This is a genomic window from Sphingomonas trueperi, assembly GCF_011927635.1.
In the GTDB taxonomy this organism is placed as follows: domain Bacteria; phylum Pseudomonadota; class Alphaproteobacteria; order Sphingomonadales; family Sphingomonadaceae; genus Sphingomonas; species Sphingomonas trueperi.
This window is the reverse complement of the sequence record NZ_JAATJB010000016.1, coordinates 15767-35989: the sequence shown is the minus strand read 5'-3', so window position 1 is coordinate 35989 and position 20223 is coordinate 15767. Positions and strand designations below refer to the sequence as shown.

The 20223-nt window shown below is 65.0% G+C and carries 14 protein-coding genes; 6 read left to right on the top strand and 8 right to left on the bottom strand.

Annotated elements, in window-relative coordinates; all coding sequences use genetic code 11:
- Positions 1-22: 22 nt before the first annotated feature.
- The 4 genes from adh to GGR89_RS19035 all read right to left on the bottom strand — a co-directional run bounded on the left by adh (position 23) and on the right by GGR89_RS19035 (position 5428).
- On the bottom strand, positions 23-1543 hold the full coding sequence (gene adh, locus GGR89_RS19050) for an aldehyde dehydrogenase (protein ID WP_125976789.1): 1521 nt from the start codon (positions 1541-1543) through the stop codon (positions 23-25).
- A 137-nt stretch (positions 1544-1680) separates the two neighbouring features.
- Complete coding sequence (locus GGR89_RS19045) at positions 1681-2706, bottom strand: helix-turn-helix domain-containing protein (protein WP_342449852.1); 1026 nt, start codon at positions 2704-2706, stop codon at positions 1681-1683.
- A gap of 27 nt (positions 2707-2733) precedes the next feature.
- A complete protein-coding gene (locus tag GGR89_RS19040) occupies positions 2734-4107 on the bottom strand; it encodes a methyl-accepting chemotaxis protein (protein WP_125976790.1) in 1374 nt (457 codons plus the stop codon).
- Between the two features lie 436 nt (positions 4108-4543).
- Positions 4544-5428 carry a class I SAM-dependent methyltransferase gene (locus GGR89_RS19035; RefSeq protein ID WP_245201728.1) on the bottom strand — a complete coding sequence of 295 codons (885 nt, stop codon included), beginning with the start codon at positions 5426-5428 and terminating at the stop codon, positions 4544-4546.
- A gap of 31 nt (positions 5429-5459) precedes the next feature.
- Here GGR89_RS19035 and GGR89_RS19030 point away from each other — a divergent pair, with 31 nt between their 5' ends.
- On the top strand, positions 5460-5873 hold the full coding sequence (locus GGR89_RS19030) for a helix-turn-helix domain-containing protein (protein WP_125976791.1): 414 nt from the start codon (positions 5460-5462) through the stop codon (positions 5871-5873).
- A 364-nt stretch (positions 5874-6237) separates the two neighbouring features.
- Here the strand turns inward: GGR89_RS19030 and GGR89_RS19025 are convergent, their stop codons facing one another.
- Positions 6238-6447, bottom strand: coding sequence for a helix-turn-helix transcriptional regulator (locus tag GGR89_RS19025; protein WP_125976792.1), 210 nt, complete (start codon positions 6445-6447; stop codon positions 6238-6240).
- Positions 6448-7144: 697 nt separating this feature from the next.
- On the opposite strand from GGR89_RS19025, the gene GGR89_RS19020 reads away from it, so the two are divergent.
- Genes GGR89_RS19020 through GGR89_RS19005 form a run of 4 tightly spaced genes read left to right on the top strand, consistent with a single transcriptional unit; the run spans position 7145 to position 12124 of the window.
- On the top strand, positions 7145-7894 hold the full coding sequence (locus GGR89_RS19020; RefSeq protein WP_277600114.1) for an ArdC family protein: 750 nt from the start codon (positions 7145-7147) through the stop codon (positions 7892-7894).
- Entirely contained in the window at positions 7891-10170 is a 2280-nt protein-coding gene (locus GGR89_RS19015) for a TonB-dependent receptor (RefSeq protein ID WP_125976793.1), read from the top strand. Before GGR89_RS19020 ends, GGR89_RS19015 begins: the two co-directional genes overlap by 4 nt.
- Positions 10171-10175: 5 nt before the next feature.
- On the top strand, positions 10176-10745 hold the full coding sequence (locus GGR89_RS19010) for a hypothetical protein (RefSeq protein ID WP_241213643.1): 570 nt from the start codon (positions 10176-10178) through the stop codon (positions 10743-10745).
- Positions 10742-12124: a PepSY-associated TM helix domain-containing protein gene (locus GGR89_RS19005; protein WP_125976795.1), complete on the top strand. Its 1383-nt coding sequence runs from the start codon at positions 10742-10744 to the stop codon at positions 12122-12124. The genes GGR89_RS19010 and GGR89_RS19005 overlap by 4 nt, the downstream gene beginning before the upstream one ends.
- A 144-nt stretch (positions 12125-12268) precedes the next feature.
- On the opposite strand, the gene GGR89_RS19000 is transcribed toward GGR89_RS19005, so the two are convergent.
- From GGR89_RS19000 to GGR89_RS18990, 3 genes are read right to left on the bottom strand one after another with little or no spacing between them, the layout of a single operon-like run.
- The gene (locus tag GGR89_RS19000; RefSeq protein WP_125976796.1) at positions 12269-15142 is read right to left on the bottom strand and encodes a TIM-barrel domain-containing protein; all 2874 of its coding nucleotides are present in this window, start codon (positions 15140-15142) and stop codon (positions 12269-12271) included.
- A 35-nt stretch (positions 15143-15177) separates the two neighbouring features.
- Positions 15178-16800, bottom strand: coding sequence for a DUF5597 domain-containing protein (locus tag GGR89_RS18995; protein ID WP_125976797.1), 1623 nt, complete (start codon positions 16798-16800; stop codon positions 15178-15180).
- A complete protein-coding gene (locus GGR89_RS18990; protein WP_125976798.1) occupies positions 16797-18992 on the bottom strand; it encodes a WD40/YVTN/BNR-like repeat-containing protein in 2196 nt (731 codons plus the stop codon). Before GGR89_RS18990 ends, GGR89_RS18995 begins: the two co-directional genes overlap by 4 nt.
- 235 nt (positions 18993-19227) lie before the next feature.
- Here GGR89_RS18990 and GGR89_RS18985 point away from each other — a divergent pair, with 235 nt between their 5' ends.
- Positions 19228-20031 (top strand): GDSL-type esterase/lipase family protein, encoded by an 804-nt coding sequence (locus GGR89_RS18985; RefSeq protein ID WP_125976799.1) that lies wholly within the window; start codon positions 19228-19230, stop codon positions 20029-20031.
- Positions 20032-20223: the final 192 nt, after the last annotated feature.

Genomic DNA, 20223 nt, shown 5'->3' with positions numbered 1-20223 from the left:
CCGCACCGCTCCGCGGCCCGCCTCAGAAAAAGCCGAGTCTCTTCGGGCTGTAGCTGACCAGCATGTTCTTGGTCTGCTGATAGTGATCGAGCATCATGCGATGGTTTTCGCGCCCTATGCCGGACTGTTTGTAGCCACCGAATGCGGCATGGGCGGGATAGGCGTGGTAGCAATTGGTCCACACGCGCCCTGCCCGGATCGCGCGGCCGAAGCGGTAGCACGTGTTCGCATCACGGCTCCACACCCCCGCCCCCAGGCCGTAGAGCGTGTCGTTGGCGATCTGCAGCGCCTCTTCATGATCCTTGAAGGTGGTCACGGCGAGTACGGGGCCGAAGATCTCCTCCTGGAAGATGCGCATCCGGTTGTTGCCCCGGAACACGGTCGGCTTGACGTAGTAGCCGCCCGCGATTTCGCCGTCGAACCGCGCGGCCTCGCCACCGGTCAACAGTTCGGCGCCCTCCTGCTTGCCGATGTCGATATAGGACAGGATCTTCTGCTGCTGTTCGGACGAGGCCTGCGCGCCGATCATGGTTTCCATGTAGAGCGGGTTGCCGGCCTTGATTGCCTGTACACGGGCGATCGCGCGTTCCATGAAGCGATCGTAGATGCGTTCATGCACCAGCGCGCGGCTGGGGCATGTGCAGACCTCGCCCTGGTTGAGCGCGAACATCACGAAGCCTTCGATCGCCTTGTCGAGATAGTCATCGTCGTCGCGGCACACATCCTCAAAGAATATGTTGGGGCTCTTGCCGCCCAGCTCGAGCGTGACCGGGATGAGGTTCTCGCTGGCGTATTGCATGATGAGACGGCCGGTGGTCGTCTCCCCGGTGAAAGCGATCTTGGCGATGCGGCTGCTGCTGGCGAGCGGCTTGCCCGCTTCCACGCCGAAACCGTTGACCACGTTCAGCACGCCGGCGGGCAGCAGGTCGCCGATCATCTCCAACAGCACCATGATCGAGGCCGGAGTCTGCTCGGCAGGCTTCAACACCACGCAGTTGCCTGCGGCCAGTGCCGGCGCAAGCTTCCACACCGCCATCAGGATGGGGAAGTTCCACGGGATGATCTGGCCGACAACGCCCAGCGGTTCGTGCAAATGATAGGCGACCGTATCCTGGTCGATTTCCGAAATGCCGCCTTCCTGCGCACGGATGCAGCCAGCGAAATAGCGGAAATGATCGATTGCCAGCGGGATGTCGGCCGCCACCGTCTCGCGCAGCGGCTTACCATTGTCCCAGGTTTCCGCGACCGCGAGCTTGAAGAGATTTTCTTCCATCCGGTCGGCGATGCGATTCAGGATCAGCGCGCGCTCGCCGGCACTGGTGCGGCCCCAGGCGTCCTTGGCGGCATGGGCTGCATCGAGTGCGGCTTCGATGTCGGCCGCCTGACTGCGCGCAACCTTGCCAACGGGCTTGCCGGTGACGGGCGAGATATTGTCGAAATACCGCCCGTCCTTGGGCGCCATCCACTTGCCGTCGATGAAGTTGTCGTACTTCTCTGCGAAGGGCGCGCTCATGGAAGCCGCCGGATTGGTTCGCATGTCCATCGTTTATCCTCTCACGTTGCCGGATGCTCCCGGTCTTGAAGAGGATGGTTTCGTGAAACAGCGGCGCTGAAAAGAGGGAGCAGCGCGAAGGGGGGCGGCACTGTCTCGCTGTCGAGACAGCTTGACGGCACCTCGTGTCAATCGCGCGTCAAACCGACCTTCTCCATCCGTCGATAGAGCGTGGCGCGTCCGATCCCGAGAGCCCTGGCGGCACGCGTTGCGTTTCCATCCGCCTGCGCCAAAGCGCGTCGCAATACCGCGCGTTCCGAGTCGCGAAAGGATGCGGCCTCGCCGCCACCGAGGATGTCGGCAGCGCTTCGACACCCGGTCAGGCATGCATCGGTAAGATGAAAGCGATGGCGCGCGGCGTGCGTGGCGCCGATAACCAGATCGTCGCGATCGACTGCCAGCAAAGCCGAATCGCCCCCGGGAAGGTTTGCATCGATGATGCGATGACCTTCGAAGTATCGACGAAAGATGCCGCTTTCGATCCGCCGCGCGGCGTCCTGAACGATCTTCTGGATCAGAGAGCCCATCGCCATCGTGTGATCGTCGCGGCAATTGGAGATATCGAGCGCTCCTACCAACTGTCCCGCCGCGTCTCGAACCGGAGCATCCATGCAGCTGATGCCGATGTTCCGACTGGCGAAATGCTCATCGCGGTGGATCGTGATCGGCCGACCTTCCACGAGGCAGGTCCCGATCCCGTTGGTGCCTTCGCGGCTCTCGCTCCAGACGCCACCCGGCGTCAGCCCGACCTTGTCGAACATCTCCCGATCACCCGCGCTGCTCCGCGCTTCGAGGATGACGCCTTCATTGTCCGATAGCATGACGGCGCAACCGGTGACTGCGACGATCTGAAACAGCTGGTCGAGCAGAGGGCGCGCGACCTCGAGCATCAGGCCATGACGCTGCCGCCGCTGCGTGAGATCGCAGCCCGATACCAGATCGGATGCTCGCGCGGCACCCGCGTCCAGACCATGCTTGAGGCCCGATCGACACCAGCTTGCCGCGACGAAAGATCTCGCGGCACTCGAGGACGAGTGCAACACCTCCGCCACCGAGTCTTCGTGCTGAGCTGCCATAACATTCTCATAGCTAGTTTCGCGCAGGTTGACGACGGAGAAATCGGCAACAAGCTTGCCTCCGCTGCCGATCCTCAATCCTCCGGCTTCATCATGGTGCGCAGCTCAAAACGAGCTCCACTCCCCAGCGCCGGAAGAGGATGTGTTCGAGCGCACGGGCTTCTGCTGCGCGTAAGCCTCCGGCTTGTTCCAGCCGGAACGGACTGCGCCCCGCTCTGATGGCTGACCGATATTGAAATGCGAAGCAGCTTGGGTCAGTTGCATCACTTCGCTTGCGAGATTGCGCGCCGCGGCAGATGTCTGCTCGACCATCGCTGCATTCTGCTGCGTCGTTTGATCCATCGCGTTGACCGTTTCGCTGATCTCGCTAACAGCGTTCGCCTGCGCGTTGTTGTCTTTAGCGATGTTGCCAAGGAGGTCATGCACCTCGCCAACGTCATTCGAGATTCCAACAAACGCGCCGTCGACCTTACGCACCATTTCCACGGCAGATAGAATCTCGGATTGTGTGGTGGTAAGCTGATCACGAGCCCGTCCGGCTTCCTCCTCCGCGCGCATCGCAAGAGCGGACACGAGATCAGCGACGACAGCAAAGCCGCGTCCGGCTTCGCCTGCGCGACCAGCTTCGACAGCAGCGTTCATGGCGAGGACGCGCGTTTGGAAAGCGATCTTGTCCAAACCTTCGATGACGCTGTCGATTCCCTTCGCGCTATCCGAGACTCTCCCCATGGCCGACACCGCATCATCGGCGATAACTCGCCCATCTGCGACCGTCGAGATCGCAGCATCCGCACGCGAAACCGTCTTGGCCGCCGCAGCAGCCGTTTGCTTCAGGCGGCTGTCCATTTGGGTGATTGCCGCGGTGGTTTCTTCCAAATTCGCGGCGTTCGCCTCCGTTCGCCGCGCCAAATCTTCAGAAGCCGTTGCAATCTCGTTGGCGCCACTCTCGATGGTGGTGGCACTAAGAGAAACTGCTCCGATCAGTTCCTTCAGACCTTCCAGCGTCAAATTGAAATCATCTCGCAGCGAAGCGTAATCGGAGGGAAAGGGGTGATCGATCTTGGCTGTTAAATCTCCCGACCGCACGCGACGGAGGTGCTCACCAAGCTCCTTTACCACATCGGCTTGTTCGATCGCCTGCTGCTGCTGTTCGACCGCGGCATCGCGGAAGGTAAGCATCGCCTTTGTCATGCGCCCCACGCAATCTTTGTAATGCGTGAAGGCAATAGCGCTGCTGAGATCGCCGGCAGCTAGACCTTCCATGCGCACGACGGTTTCCACATAAGGGTCGGCGATCGCGGCTCGGAACTTCATCGCGAGATGCGTCGCCAGGATGAACAGCGTCAGATCGACGCCAAGGCGGACCCACCCCGCTATGAAGAAGGACAGGAACTCGAGCAACGCCATCAGCCCGATCATCGTGCCAAATGCGATCTGCAGCTTCTGCCTTATCGGCGCCTCAGCCCTGAACCGTTCCATGCCACTCTCCTTTCGCACCCGTTTCGATATGGTGAGGTTTGCAGAGCCTATAGAGGCTTGGTTGACGATCCTTCCCCTTGGACCATAAGTATTTTCCCAACTCACATACGCAATTTGAGAAGCGACAGTTTAGAATCCAAACATCATTGCCGCCGGACTTCGTGAGAAGACGGGAATAAAGCGTTGTGATCCGCATTTTATGTCAGTGGTTGTGAACGTTCCTCTCATATCGATCCCTCGGAGATCATCACCTGTCACTGCTACAGGGCTGCGGTGAGCAGCGAGCAGCCCATCGCTACAGGTGCTTCTAGAAGCAGACGCTGCGGAACGGGTACCAGAGGCGCCGCTAGGTGGTGTCCAGGGTAAAATTGGGCACCGGGTGCGAGAGGCGATCAATTGACGTGACAGAGGTGGACCGGGCCGCGCGATGCAACAGCTAGCAGGGCCTGCTTCCAGCTTGTGCGCTAACCATCCAGCAGGCGGCATCGAATTGAACCGCACCATCGATCAGGAACTCGACGAACGCGGCGTCCAATACAGCCAAGACTCTGTCTCGTAGGCTGCTCTCGAGGCTGGGCAGGATCATCCCAACTGGGCCCAAGCAGCGAGCGTAACGATGAAGATCCGCTTCCGTCATGCGGCAGCGAACGTCCAGTGAAACAACGTCTACGCTGTGCCAACCCGCGGCCCTCAGCAACCTGGCGACCCGATCTGGATCTGACCAGGCGAATTGGCCCGGTTCATGAGGATCGACCGGAGCGCCCCATCCGAGTAGGGGAGCTGCGGCACGCTCCGCCGCGGTCATGAAAGGGTTTTCCTCCCGACTCCGCCACACAAGCGATGTTAGTCTGCCGCCAGGGGCAACTGCGTTTCCGATATTCGCAAAGGCGGCCTCTGGGTCATCAAAGAACATGACACCGAAGCGCGAAACTACCGCGTCGAACGATCCGGTCTCAAAGCGATAGCGCTGGGCGTCACCAGCAAGGAACCGCGCGTTCTTCGCGCTTTCAGCCATAGCCCTGTGGCGAGCGTGATCCAACATTGCTTCCGAGATGTCGACGCCGCAACACGTTCCCAACGGCGCAAGCCTTCTGGCTATGGCGAGGGTCGTAGCGCCTGTGCCACAGCCGACGTCCAGCACGTTTCGCGGAGATTGCGTCACCGCCGCGTCCGCTAGGATCTGCTCCAAAGGAAAGAAGAGCCGATCCAGCATTGGCTGAAGGTCGACCCACGCATTCCCCCGCCGCCCGTCCCAAGCCAGTTCGCTCCCCTTACGCTGTTCCATCGCCTCCTCCTTGCTACCGTTGATGATTCGCGGCATTGTGCCACTTCAAGTCAACTTGAGGTCAAGTATGGCCCTGATCGACATCGCGGAGCTTGCGCGCCGCAGTGGCATGCCAGCGTCGACGTTGCGCTATTACGAGGAACTAGGCCTCATCGATTCACTCGGCCGGCGCGGATTGCGGCGCACCTTCGATGAAAACGTCATGAATCGACTGTCGCTCATCGCTCTTGGGCAAATGGCTGGCTTGTCCCTGACGTCTATCGGTCAGATGCTTGGTTCCGGTAGCGAGGTAGCAGTCGACCGGGCCCTGCTCACCGCAAAAGCCAATGAAATTGATGAGGCGATCAAAAGGATGACAGCCGTTCGTGACGGCCTGCGCCACGCTGCGGATTGTCCTGCGCCAAGCCATGCCCAATGTCCCACATTTCGACGCCTGCAGCGCGCGGCGCTCGGCCGTAGGCGTGCCCCAATAAGGTACTAGCTGCCGCAACTTGCGAAAGCTGGTTGGTGCTCGTTCGCCGCTGGTGTGTGCCGCTGACAATCGAAGGATCGATGAAGGGGCATCTGCCCGTCCCACTCCAAGCGGAAAATGCGCGCAACTCGCTGCCATAGCTTTTGCGCAACGCGAGCGGCAGGTGTTGGTAAATGCGCTCGTCAAAAGTCCGAACGACTATACCTGACGCCAGCTTTGAGGAGGTTTGGTATAGAGGTCGTGCAGAAGCTGGGCAGACGGTCTACGATAAAAATCTACGTCTAGAGCGGCCGGATCGGGTGTCGTCTTCCCGCCCCTGCTGCCCTGCACAATCTCGCCGGCATTGATGGGCGGCGTCAGTGTACGGCCGGCATCAGCGTACATCGTCTACGTGGTAGAAGATGGGATTGTGCATCCACTCGTTGACCGCGGACTCCCGCCAGCCGGCGCAGCGGGTCGCGATGCGAACCTGCTTGGGGAAGGTCCCCTTCTGGATCTTCCGGTAGAGCGTCGCGCGGGAGAGGCTGGTGCGGCGCAGGACCCCCTGGAGGCGGAGGAATCGGTCAGGTTGCTGTTGCAGCATGGGTCAGTCTCCTTTGTCTTGCGGGGTCCTTTTGTGCTTGTCGGAGACAGAGTTGGGGTGACGATCGCGGTCGTCAACAGCGTCAGATTTGGCGGTTCTACGGCAGTTTGTTCCTAGACGTTCCTATTCGTCCGCTGCCGTTCCAAAACTACGCGAGAATATTTTCAGGCGGATGACGTGGCGTCTCAGGCTGTTCCAGCCTGACCGCGCTCTACTTCCGCTTGGCCGCTCCAGCCGAGCCGCCTTGCGGCGTCTCGTCGGCTTTGCCGTGACGATCGCATGACGTGGGGCCGGTCCGCTTAGCGGCCCGGTCGGCATGGGGGCCATGCCTCTGGCGGTCGCCGCGCCGGTGGCGCGGCGGCGTCGTGCCTTCGGCGTCATGGTGGCGGGGGGCGTCACGGTCCTGTAGCCCCGCCTCGGCGCGGCGCAACCCGGCAGCCTTGCTGCCGGGTCATCCACCTTCGTTTCTGCCCTCCGGGTGCGCCCCGCCTGTGTCCGGCGGGGCTGTCGGTCCGCTCCTGCCGCCCCCCGCCACCCCGGCGCCGGTCGATGGCGGTTTTAGGAAGGAGCAGAGGAGATGCAGAGCAACGCGCGTCAGAGCCTCTATGGCGAGGTGACGGCCCGGATCATCACGGAGCTGGAGCAAGGCCGGTTGCCATGGGTGGAGCCCTAGGATGCCACGCGGTGCCCATGTACCATGCCGAGCAACGCAGTGTCTGGCCGGTCCTATTCAGGGATCAACGTGCTGATCCTGTGGGCGGCGGCGATCGATGGCGGCTATGCTGGTCAGCGCTGGCTGACCTATCGGCAGGCGGAAGCAGCAGGCGGCCATGTCCGGCGCGGCGAAAAGAGCACGGTGGTCTGCTATGCGGATCGCTTCACTCCGAAGGACGAGGCCGAGAGGACGCAGGGCGAAGACCCGGAGGCGCGGACGATTGCCTTTCTGAAGCGGTTCACCGTCTTCAACGTCGACCAGTGCGACGGCGTGCCCGAGGCGATGACCAGCATTCCGGTTCTGCCCGATCCCGTTTTGGCGATTGCCGAAGCGGATCGGGTGATCGCGGCCAGCGGCGCGGGTTTCCGGATCGGCGGGAGCGAGGCCTATCATTCGCCGTCGCAGGATTTTGTGCAGGTACCGCCACAGGTTGCATTTCATGATCCGGTGAACTGGTACCGGACGGCGCTGCACGAGCTTGGGCATTTCACCGGCCATCGCAGCCGGTTGGACCGCGACCAGTCCGGCGCCTTCGGATCGGCGTCGTACGCAAAGGAGGAACTCGTCGCGGACGAAACCCGCTCTCCGGTAATTTACGCTGCGATCTGCGCCACATGTTCTGACGACGGACAGCCGGCATCGCCATGGCGCTCGCGCGCCCTCCTTCGATCAAATGCGATTGACTCGCATTATCTCATTTGCAATGCGCTCCCGAAAGAGGGGGACATATGACAAAGATCGGTCTGTTACTTTCCAGCGTCGCCGCTGCGGCGCTCGCGTTTCCCGCGCACGCGCAGCAGACGGATACGCCGGCAACCGAGGTGGGCGACGAGATCATCGTCACCGGAGAGAAATCGGCGCGCGCGCTGCAGGATACGCCGACCAGCATATCGGTCACGACGCCCGAGCGCATGCGACGCGAGGTGCTGATTTCGATTCAGGACGTATACAACCGTACGGCCAACCTCTCGGAAACCTACGGCTCTACCGGGTTCACCATTCGCGGGATCAGCAATACGGGTGCTGGCGCTGGCGGGCAGGCCGACGCGGCCAGCGTCTATGTGGACGGCGCGCCGATTCCGCGCTCCGCCTTGTACGGCGGCCCCACCGACCTGTGGGACGTGCAACAGGTTGAAGTGCTGCGTGGCCCCCAGTCGACCATCCAGGGCCTCAACGCACTGGCTGGCGGCGTGGTGATCACGACGAAGGATCCGTCGCTGACCTCTTGGACCGGCGATGCACGCGTCTTGTGGACCGAGCATTCCGATCGCACCTTCTCGGCCGCGCTCGGCGGCCCGCTTGTGCGCGACGAACTCGGCTTCCGCCTGTCCGCCGAACGACGCGCGGACCGCGGCATCATCCGCAACATCACCCGTGGCGGCTATGACGACGCGCTGCAATCGCTCAACCTGCGGGCCAAGCTGCGGTGGACGCCGCGCGCCCTGCCCGGCCTGGAAGCGATCGCCAGCTACAATCGCGTTCGCCGCGAGGGCGGCTACCTCTACGAATATGCCCGAACCGACCAGCCTGACTTCTACGATCATCGCGTCTCCACGAGCGACCAGGCGAGCCGTGGCAACATCGCCAGCGACATCGCCGTGTTCCAGCTGCGCTACCCCCTGGCGAAGCGGCTGCAGCTCTCCAGCATCACGTCCTGGAACCGCTCGCAGACGAGGTCGCAGGTCGATACCGACGGCACGCCGCAGGACATCCAAGCGGTCGACAATCGCTATCTCTACCGGACGCTGACGCAGGAGCTGCGGCTGAACTATGATGGCGAGCGGCTGCGCGGGCTGCTGGGCGCCTGGTACTATCGCCGCACCGGCCAGCTCGACCAGCATAGTCGCGTCAACATCGAAACGCCCACCGGCACCATCGCCTCGCTGTTGCGCGCCAATGGCGCCTCGGCGGCACAGGCGCAGATGCTTTCCACCGCCTATGCCGGACAGCTCGCGGTGATTCCCGTGCGCTACGATGCGGTCCAGCCGGAGCGGATCGAGACGATGGCACTGTTCGGCGACGCCCGCTTCGGACTTACCGATCGCCTGTCTCTCATCGGCGGCTTCCGGTTCGATCACGAGCGCAACCGCTACACGGCCGAGACGGTAGCCGCGTTCAACGGCACGCTTCCCGATGCGAACTTTCTCGGCGCAGCGTTCGCGCCCGTTATCCGCCTCATTAACCAGGGCGTGGTCGGCCTCGTTGACGATGCATCCTCGCCGCTGGCGTCGAACAGTCGCAGCTTCGACGCTTTCCTGCCGAAGATGGGTGTCAGCATGGCCTGGACGCCGGACCTGACCACCGCCTTCACCGTGCAGCGCGCCTATCGATCGGGCGGGTCGAGCCAAAATCCTGCACGCGCCGAGCTGGTGGCCTATGATCCCGAATATAGCTGGAACTATGAAGGCTCGCTGCGCTCCAAATGGCTGGACGGCACGCTGACGATCAACGCCAACATCTTCTATATGTCGTGGCGGGATCAGCAGGTGACGGCCTTTTTCGGGCGCAATGCCTATGACTATAATACGGTCAATGCCGCCGGCTCACACCTGTATGGGTTCGAAGTGGAAGCCAATGCACGGCTGGGCAGCGCGGTGGACGTCTATGCCTCGGCCGGCCACACCCGGACGAAATTCGACCGGTTCCAGCTGCCGACCGGCGCCACCAGCACGGTCGATCTCACCGGCACCGAGTTTCCCTTTGCGCCGCGCTGGACGCTGGCAGCGGGAGCCAATGCACGGTTTGCGGGTGGCTTCTCGGCCAATGTGAACGCGAACTATCGCACCTCCGTGTTCACCATCGTGGGGCGGAACAGCGACAACTACCGGGTGTCGCCCCGCACGGTGGTGAACGGCCGGCTCGGCTATGCAACCGGCAAATGGGAGCTGTTCGTCTTCGTACGCAACCTGCTCAACGCCAAGTACAAGCAATATGACTATGCCGAGAACCACCAGGCGATCCTGGGAGATCCGCAGACCTTCGGCCTCGGCGCGGGCATCCACTGGTGACGAGCATGTTCCCCCTTCTGCTGGTGGCAGGCGGCGCGGCGGGAGCCTGGTTGCTGCGCCGGTCCTGGCGCCATCGCACCGGCGCGGTGCCGTCTTTGCTGTGGAGCGGATGGACCTTGCTGGTCGCTCTGGTCCTCGCTGCGGCGTGGAGCATTGGGCCGGTCAAGGGCGTGGCGCTCGCGCTCGTGCTGGAGGCGATCGGCGCGCTGCTGATCGTTTTTGAAGGGCGCGTCCGGCGCAATGGTGCGCGGGAACGGATCGGCGATGCCTCTGCGGAGCCGCTGGACGAACCCGGAAGGCTTTGGCGCGGCGTATTGCGGGCGCTGCTGGCCGGGCCGCTGGGAATGCTGGCCGCGATGGCGGTTGCCTTTTCCGTGACCGTCTATGTGCCCGGCGATCCACGCACCCGCATCGTCATCGGGGGAATGCTGATGCCGGTATTGTGGGGCCTCGCGATGACGTGGACGCTTGCCGACCGCCGGCTGCTCCGCGCCACCGCGGTGCTTATGGGCACCATCCTTGCCGGCTTCGGCCTGGCCTTGGTCGGCGGCATGATCCTGGGAGCTGGGGCATGAGCAACACCCGCAAGAAGCAGTGGCGCTGGCCGATCTCGGCCGAAACGGTGCGCGCGGTGCTCAGCAGCCATTCGGTGCTGGGGCTCGCCTTCGCCGCGATCATCTATCTGGTATGTCTCACCGGCACGATCGCCGTGTTCGCGCCCGATCTGCAGCGGTTGGAGCTGCCGGGCACCCCGGTCGCGACCAGACTCGCGCCCGACGCTGCGGCGCGCGCGCTGGCGGCGGCAGCAAAGCAAGTGCCCAGCGACGTCTCGCTCAACCTCACACTGCCCAGCGCGGCACGCGAAGGCGCGACCCTCGTCGCCTACAAGGGCAAATTCGATCGCAACTGGGCGGTTGCGGAAGACGGCAGCCTGTCCTCGCTGGACGCCGCCTGGACAGACTTTCTGCTGTATCTCCACATCTGCCTCCATCTGCCGCGAACCTGGGGCGGCTTCCTCGTCGGGCTCACCGGCGTGGCACTGCTCTCGTCGCTCGTATCCGGCATACTTGCGCATCCGCGCGTGATCCGCGACGCATTTCACCTGCGCTTGGGGGGCTCGCGCCGCCTGCAGGAAGCCGATCTGCACAACCGGCTCGGCATATGGGCACTGCCCTTCCATTTCACCCTCGCGCTCACCGGCGCGCTGCTGGGACTGAGCACGCTCATCGTCGCCGTACTCTCGCTGCTGCTCTACCGGGGGGATACGCGCCAAGTATACGCGCTGTTCATCGATCCGCCGCCGCCGGTCGATGCGCGCGCGGCCGCGCTGCCGGACGTCGCGGGCCTGATCGCCCGCGCACAGGCAAGGATGCCCAGCGCCGCCATCGAGAGCCTGGCGGTCGCACGTCCCGGGCGGGCCGACATGCGCATCACCGTGCATGGACGCGGCGCCAGACAACTCGTGTCGCAGGACGAGGTTCAGTTCGATGGCAAGGGGCAGTTGCTTCACGAGGAGCATCCTCGCGACCTCGCACTCGGTACCACATTGCTGGGCGGAATCGGTCAGCTGCATTTCGGCTGGTTCGGCGGATTCCCCATACGGCTGGCCTATGGCCTGCTCGGACTGGCGCTCTGCGCGGTTACCTCCAGCGGCGTGACGATCTGGCTTGCCCGCCGTCGCGACCGTGGCCGCCCGGCGCCGGCATGGGAGAGGATATGGATGGCCGTCTGCTGGGGCCAACCGGTGATCCTCGCGCTCACCGCGATCCTGGCGTTCTTCGTGCCGACCGCGCCGCTACCATCGTTCTGGGTGACGGGCACGATCCTGGCGGTTGCCGGCGCCGCGGCCTGGAACCGGGCGTCGATGGCGCAGCACGCCCGGGCATGGCGCCTTGGGCTGCTGCTCTGCTGCGGGATCGTCGCCATGCTATATGGCGGTCGCCTGCTGGTATAGCCGGTCGGCCGCCCGGCATTACGGAGGACGCTGCCTTCGTCGCGATGCTCGCCGCCCAGCCTGCGCCGGGGCCGGCACGCACGCGGGCGCCGGCAGGGCATGTGCCCCGCCGGCGCTGCACGGCGCGACCGCGGCGCGGCGATCCTATCCGCCCCGCTTCACCACCAGCGCACCGCCGTCGTACCGAACCTCGGTATCGAAGCCGTTATCGTCTGTGACCGACTTGCCGGCGCTGACCCACTTCACGCGGAAGCTGCGGGCAGCCGGCATGCCTGCCCAGCCCTTGCCCTCGCGCGCGCCGATGGTCAGCGTGCCCGCCTTGTCGTCATAGGTGAGCGGGATGCGGCTGAACGCGCCCGACTTGTACTGCTCGCTGCGGCCGTCATCCTCGTAGAGCGAGAACTGGCCGTTGGCGCCGGTATAGACGGTGATGGTCAGCGGCGCATCGCGCTGCTGGTCGACATATTGCGTCACCGGGCCCATCGGCACGATCGCGCCCGCCTTGACGAACAGCGGCATGCGCTCCGCCGGTGCGGCGATCCCGGCGACGGTGCCGCCGCGATAGGTCTTGGCGGTAGCGAAGTCGTACCAGGTGCCCGTACCGGGGAAGTAGACGGTGCGGCTGCGTGCCTTGTACGCGGTGACCGGAGCGACGAGGAAGGCGTCGCCGAACAGATACTGGTCGTCGATGGTGCGCGCCTTGGCATCGGACGGGAAGTCCATCGCCATGCCCCGCATGATGCTGCCGTCCTTCATATAGGTGTCGGCGCCCAGCGTGTAGATGTACGGCATCAGGCGGTAGCGGAGCTGATCGTACCAGACCATCGAGGCGCGCATCGGCGAGCCTTCGGGCGAAATCTCGTAGATCTCGCGGTACGGGAACTCGCCGTGACTGCGGAACAGCGGGCTGAACGCACCGAACTGGAACCAGCGCAGGTTGAGCTCGCGCCATTCGGCGAGGTCTTCCGGCTTCGGGTTCTTGGTCTCGAAGCGCGGCTCCACCGCGAAGCCGCCAATGTCGTGCGTCCAGTTGGGAATGCCCGACATCGAGGCGTTGACGCCGGCCGAGATCTGCGCGCGCAGATCATACCAGCGGGTCGCCACGTCGCCCGACCAGATTGCCGCGCCGTAGCGCTGCAGCCCGCCGAAGCCCGAGCGGGTGAGCAGGAACGGCCGCACATCGGGCTTGAAGCTGCGCCAGCCCTCGAAGAAGGCGCGCGCGTTCATCAGCGGGTAGCTGTTGAAATACTGCTCGGCCGGACCGATCGCGGTGGGCCCCATGGTGTCGATCCGCTCCTCGATCGACAGGTTCGAGTGCATGTCGGGCTCGCTGGCATCGGCCCACCAGGCGTCGGTGCCGAGCACGCCGAGGCGCTCCTGGACTTGGCGCCAAAAGATGCGGCGACCCTCGGCCGAATAGGGATCGTAGAAGGTGTTGGCATAGCCCGGGCCGACCCAGTCCCTGTTCCCCTGGCGGAGATTGCCCTGATAGACCGCGCCCGCCGCGTTCAGCTCCTTGTAGGTATCGGTGGTCGGATAGAATTTCGGCCAGACCGATATCATGAAGTTCGCGTGCTGGTCGTGCACCTTGTCGATCATCGCCTTGGGGTCGGCGAAGCGGGTCGGATCGAACTTGTGGCTGCCCCAGTCGTCGTCACGCCAGTAGCGCCAGTCGAGCACGATATTGTCGAGCGGGATGTTGAGCGAGCGGTACTTGTCGACCACCCCGGTCACCTCGGCGGCGGTGTCGTAGCGCTGGCGCGACTGCCAGAAGCCGTACACCCACTTCGGCATCATCTCGGCCTTGCCGGTGAGCTGGCGATAGCCGGCGATCACGCCGTCGAGATTGTCGGCGGGCACGAACCAATAGTTCTTGGCCTGGCCCACTTCGCTGGTGAACCACACCGAATGCCGGTCCGGCGCGGGCAGCGGATCATTGTGGAGCAGCGCCATATAGCCGGCGTTGGGCTCCCACTCGATGCGGATCTGGACCGGCTTGCCCTTGACCATCGGCAGGTCGAAATTGGCGTACCAGGGGTTCCAGTTCTGCCGCCAGCGATCGAGCACCAGCTTGCCCCCGGCATAGACCTTGTAATAGCTCGAGCCATAGAGCTGGAACTTGTGGGTGCCGGTCACCTCGGGCTGGACGTCGCCGGTCCACACCACGGTCTGCTTCTGCACCGCGTTGCCCGCGGTGTTCTGCCCGCCCGTCGCGGCGACGGTCTGCGCCTTGGCCGCCTCGGGCCAGTTCTTCTGGTCCTTGATATACTGGTAGTTGATCGTCGCTTCCTGGCGGGTGACCGCGGGCTTGCCGTCGAGGAAATATTCGGCCTTCCAGCCGGGCTTGCCGCCGCTGGTGACCTTCAGCCCCTCGCCGACCAGCGTGTAGGGCTTGGGGTTGCCGAAGCGGCTGATGCTCGCATTGTCCCAGAGCAGGCCGTAGCTGCGCGTCGAGACGACGAACGGCACCGCGATGTCCATGTTGTGCTGGGCGAGTTCGACGTCCTCGCCATTATAGTTCATCTGGGCGTTCTGGTGCTGGCCCAGCCCGTACAGCCCCTCGTCGGTGCCGCGGTTGAACTGCTGGCTGACCGCGACGAACGGCTTGCCCTCGACGGTGACCGGCTTGAACGCGGCCTGGCCGGATTCGGCGAGCAGCTCGCGGCCCTTGGCATCGGTAAAGCGGACGCGGCCGGTGGCGAGCTCGATATCGGCGGTGGCGCGCTTGGCCTTGACCAGCACATGGCCGTTCGCGCTGCTCACCTCGAACGCGCCGGCGGCCGGCGGATTGGGCGCCATCAGGCTGGGCGCGAGCGTGCCGGTGTCGACGCCCTTGGGCGTTGCGATGACATGGAAGATGCCGTCGCCATGGACGGTCACTTCCACCTTGGCGGCAGCACCGCCGGTGGGCGTGACGACCACGCCGCCCTCGGTGCGGCTATAGCCGTTTTCCTGCGCGGCCTGCGCCGACGCCATCGCGCTGCCAGCCAGCAGCGCCGCGATCCAAACCCTCTTCATGCCCAAACCTCCTGCGTTTCTTCTATTTCTGCCGCTCAACGATAGCGGCCCATGGTGATCTTCAGAACCTGCGGCCGATCGATCAGGTTGAGCCCGTAATCGGCCTGGTCGCCGTTCCACACGCGCGTCGTCCGCCATGTGCCGTCGACGAAAGTCCCTTCCTCGGCGCGCAGCATGATGCCGTTGGGGGCGCTGCCCTCCGCTGCCGAGAAGGTGACGCGGACATGGTCGCCCACCACCAGGAACTCGTTGTCGGAGAGCTGCGCGACCGCGACGCCGCCGATCTTCTCCGCGCCCCAAGGCGCCGGATCGGACTTGAGGAAGGTCCATTCCTTCATGCCGAACTGCCATTCGCCCCAGCTAGCGGTGATCTGCCAGCCCCCCAGCGTGGTGCTGCGCGGCTTGTCGTCATCGGGCTTGGCGACGCCCCAGGTCGGGCGGGTGAAGGCGATCCGCGCCCAGTCACGCGCGATCCCCTGCAGCATGCCATAGGGCAGCGCGAAGGCGTCCATCGTCGCCGCATCGAGCGCGCGTGCGCCGAGCGGAAAGTTGAAATAGCCGGTTGCATCCATGCCGAACGGAGCGAAGCCGATCGCGCCGTGCCCCAGCGCCTCGTAGAAGAAGCGGGCGAAGTCGCGCGCATTGCCGATCTCCGGCACCATCAGCGCATTGTCCGCCCGCGCATATTTCTCGAGATAGAGCGAGACGTTGGCGCTGCTGCGATCGTACAGGTCGGGCGCGGCGAAATCGAGCGCGGGCGCGGCCGCCTTCCAGATGTCGAGCACGTCCTGCTGCGGGCCGCCGCTCGCTACGCCATCGGGATCGGGCACGTTGGAGGGGCCGGCGAGTGCTGCGTTGACGTACATCGGCAGCGGCTTCACCGCCTTGCCCGCCGCCGCGATCGCGTTGACGTAGCGCGCGACATACCAGCTGTTGAATGCGCGATCGGCCTGCGTGCCGAACGCCTGCGCCCAGGTGCCGCGCTTGCCCGTCTTCTTCGCGAGTTCCGCAGGGATGGCCTGCGCGAACAGCCGATTGCCCTCGGCCGAATAGTCGCGCGGGTTGCGGTAGCTGCCGGTCTCGTTCTCCGGCTGGACCAGGATGACCGTGTTCTGCGGATCATGGTCGCGCAGATACTCCATCACCTTCACGAAGGCCCGCATGTCCGCCTTCAGCGTCTCGGCGCCGTGCGCGCTGAGCACGCCGTGATCCTTGCCGTCGCGCGTCTTCATCCGCGGGAAGCGCTTCGAATCGAGCTTCACCCAGTCGGGCGTGTAGCTGTAGCTCGTGTTCTTCCAGGTGCCGAACCACAGCAGCACCACGCGCTTGTCGTGCGCGCGGGCCTGGTCGAGCAGCGTCTGGAGGAAGCTGAGGTCGAACTGGCCTTCGCGCGGCTCCACCTGCTGCCAGGCGATCGGCACTTCCACCGTGTTGGCGTGCATCCGATCGAGGACGGGCCAGGCGGTAGCCAGCGGCTCGGCATAGTTGCTGGAGTTGTTGACCTGCGCCCCCAGCATCAGGAACGGCGCGCCGTCGACAATCAGCGCATGGCGGCCGTTCCTGCTCTCGATATGCGGCACCGGCGTCGCGGTCTGCGCCGTGGCGGTGCCGGCGAGGAGCGCCGCCAGTGCGATGCCGCTTGCAAAATAGTTCCTCATTCCCCCTCCTCTGCCGGATCGCCATAGAACAGCCCGCGCCCGTCGGTGCCGAGATATACCCGGCCGACGACGCGCGGGTCGCCCGAAATCACGCGGAAGCGCAGGCCCCATTGGTGCCCGTCATCGTTGATCCGCTGCCAATGTTTCCCCAGATCGTCCGAGCGCCACACCGCGCGCAGCCCGTCCAGCGTGCCCACCGCATAGAGGCCGGGTATCCGCCCCCACCCCTTGCCCAGGCCGAACAGCTCCACCTGCAGCGTGCCGCTCGCCGGCTGGAACGAGGCGCCGCCATCGGTGCTCCGCCACAGCTGCCCGCCCAGCTTCAGCCACAGCTCGCCCGCGGCAAAGGGCGAGGCGACCAGGGTGGACTGCTGCTCGCGGTTGCGGATGCGCGCCGCCGAAAGATCCGCGGGCAGCCCCTGGCCGGCAAGCGGCACGAAATGCGCCCCGCCGTCTCGCGAGCCCAGCACATGACGGTCGCTCACCGCATAGAAGCGCGCCGGATCGACCTTGTCCGCCGTCGCGCGGGTGCTGCCCGGCAGCCCTTGCACGCGCAGCCAGGTCTTGCCGCCGTCGCGGGTGCGCAGCGGCTCGGGCGTTGCCACCAGCATCGTGCCGCCATCGGCGGAGACGCTGATCGCCGCCTCGCCGTTCAGGTCGGCGCGGGCCGGCGGGTTGCCCATCGCCGGCAGCTTCACCGGCACCCAGCTGCGCCCGCCATCCTCGGAGCGGCCGAGCGAGGCTTCGCGCGGGCGATTGGCATAGAGGCTGCCGCTGCGCACGATCACGCTCGGCTTGCGGCCGGCATAGTCCAGCGTGTTGGTGTTGGAGAGATAGGGGTTGGCGAAGCTCGGCTGCGGCGAGGCCGCGAAATCGTCATGGACGAACCCGGCGAGGTCGCCGAAGCCCGAGACCAGATGCGCGCCGCCGGTCGGCGAGGTGAGCGTGATGATCGCGGTCTGCTCGATGCCGCGCACCCAGGGCGCCCAGTCGACACGGGCCTGCCCCGCCGCGCCGGTCGCATAGACCGTCGCCCCGGTCGTATAGGCGACGTGCCCGGCATCGAAGGGATCGATCGCGAGGCCGGTGATCCAATGGCCGAAATCCGCGCCCTTGCCCTCGTGGAGCAGGAAGGGCGATGCGCTGACGTCGCGCCGGCTGCGCGGGCCGAGATCGTCCCAATGCGCACCGCCGTCCGGCGACAGCCACAGCGTGTCGCCGAGCTTGTAGCGATCCAGCGTGCTGATCGCCACGGTACCCGGCACCGACGCGGCAACCGCGACACCCAGGACACCTCCCTCGCGGTGATCCGGCGGCGTGACATCCTGACCCTTGCCATCGGGCGTGAAGCGCCACACCGCCCCGTCCAGCGCATCGCTCTGGCCGATGCCGGTGGCATAGCCGACATAAAGCGTGCCGTCCGCCGCGATTGCCGCCTTGACCGCCAGCATCTCCGGCCCCGGCCCCGCGACAGCCCGCCAGCGCGCGCCGCCATCCTCGGAACGATAGAGGTGCACGGCGCCCGGATCGGCGATCCCCGCCCAGATCCGCCGCGAACCTCTGCCGGGCGTGCCGCTGGCGGGGTCGAACAGCACGAACGCCACGCCGCCATGGGTCTGGCGCGGCGCGGGCTTGCCCAGCCCCGCCACCGGAAAGGTGGCGAGCTTGGTCCAGTGCGCACCCGCATCGTCGCTGCGCCACAGTCCGTCATGCCGGGAGCCGAAGAACAAGGTAGTCGTGCGATTGGGATCCACCGCCAGCCGCTCGCCCAGCCCGCGCCCGGCCTCGTTGCCGCCCATCGCGAAGGGCACCGGCGTTATCGACCAGCTTGCACCGCGATCCGCCGATCGCAGGATCGCCGCCGGCGCGTTGGCGCCCATGCCCGCCGCCATGGTCACCACCGCGGGATCGCGCGGATCGGGGGCGATGCTCTCGATCCCCATATAGCTTGAGACAACGTTGCCATCCTGCAGCGGCAGCCAGCGCTTCGCCGCGGCATCCCAGCGGTACGCGCCGCCCATGTCGGTACGCAGATAGGCGAGGCCGCGCTCCGCCGGGCTGAACACGATGCCCGGCGCATAGCCGCCGGCGCCCACCGTCACATTGGTCCAGCGATAGGGGAGCTGCGGGTGGGCCACCGCGGGCAGCGGCGCGACCAGCACCGCGAGCCCCGCGAACATGCCGAACGACATGGAATGCCCCATTCCTCTCCCCTCCCGCAGCGAACCAACAGGCTGTTTTTACGATCGCACACCAACAGGTTAGCGCTACCAGTTGCAGAAGGGAACCGCCGTATTGAAATTTACTTTTACTGATAAATTGCTGGGATCGTAATCGGTGCCCGCGTGAATTCATGCACATCAGGAGGAATATCGCTATGGTGCAGAGACTTGCTCGTTTTCCTTCGTTGGCGGGATCGCCTGCGGCATGATCCGTGTCGTCGCACCTTTGCTCGCCCTGCTGGTGGCCGGCGCTGCCGATCCGCAGCAACCCTATCGCTCCAGTCCTGAACGACGCACCGTCGACGATCGTCGCGAATGGGGTCCGTGGCTCGGCCCGTTCCGCGCCAAACTTGCGCCGAGCATGCTGCAGGATTTCGGCGAACGCTACCTCTACGCCGCCGCCAACGCCGCGCTGCCCCCGCCGAAGCGAGGCGAGGAACGCGTCGTGTTCATCGGCGATTCGATCACCGACGGATGGGATCTGGCCCGCAGCTTCCCGGGCAAGCCCTATGTCAATCGCGGCATCGGCAGCCAGGTGACCGCGCAGATGCTGGTACGATTCGAGCAGGACGTCGTCGCGCTGCATCCACGTGCGGTGGTGATCCTCGGCGGCGTCAACGACGTGACCGGTTTTCTCCAGATCGAGACCGTCGACTCGATCGTCGCCAATGTCGAGGCGATGGCCGATATCGCCACGGCGCATGGCATCGCCGTGGTGCTGTGCTCGATCCTCCCGGTAAACGACTATGGCGATGCCGCGCGCGCCGTCGTGAAGGAGCGCAAGCCTGCCGAGCTCCGCCGAATCAACGCCGCCCTCCGCGCCCTCGCCGCCAAACGGCATTTCGCGTTTGCCGACTATGATGCCGTGCTCGCGGACGATACCGGCAGGATGCGCGCCGCCTATACGCGCGACGGCATTCACCCCCTGCCCGACGGCTATGCCCGCATGGCGCCAGTAGCGGCGAAGGCCATCCGCATTGCGCTCCGTCCCCCACGCACAAGCCGCTGATTTGGCGGGAAACCAACACTGTTAACGTGAACAGCTTTCATGGGTAAACCCTTGTTTCACATTATTGTTGCGATAAATCGGAGCAGATGGTAGCGCGAACATCGGGATGCCGGGACCACACCGGCACCGTCGCGCGGCCATGCCATTTCATGCTGCCGCCAAACCATCTGCGATCGGCGCCGACAGGCGCTC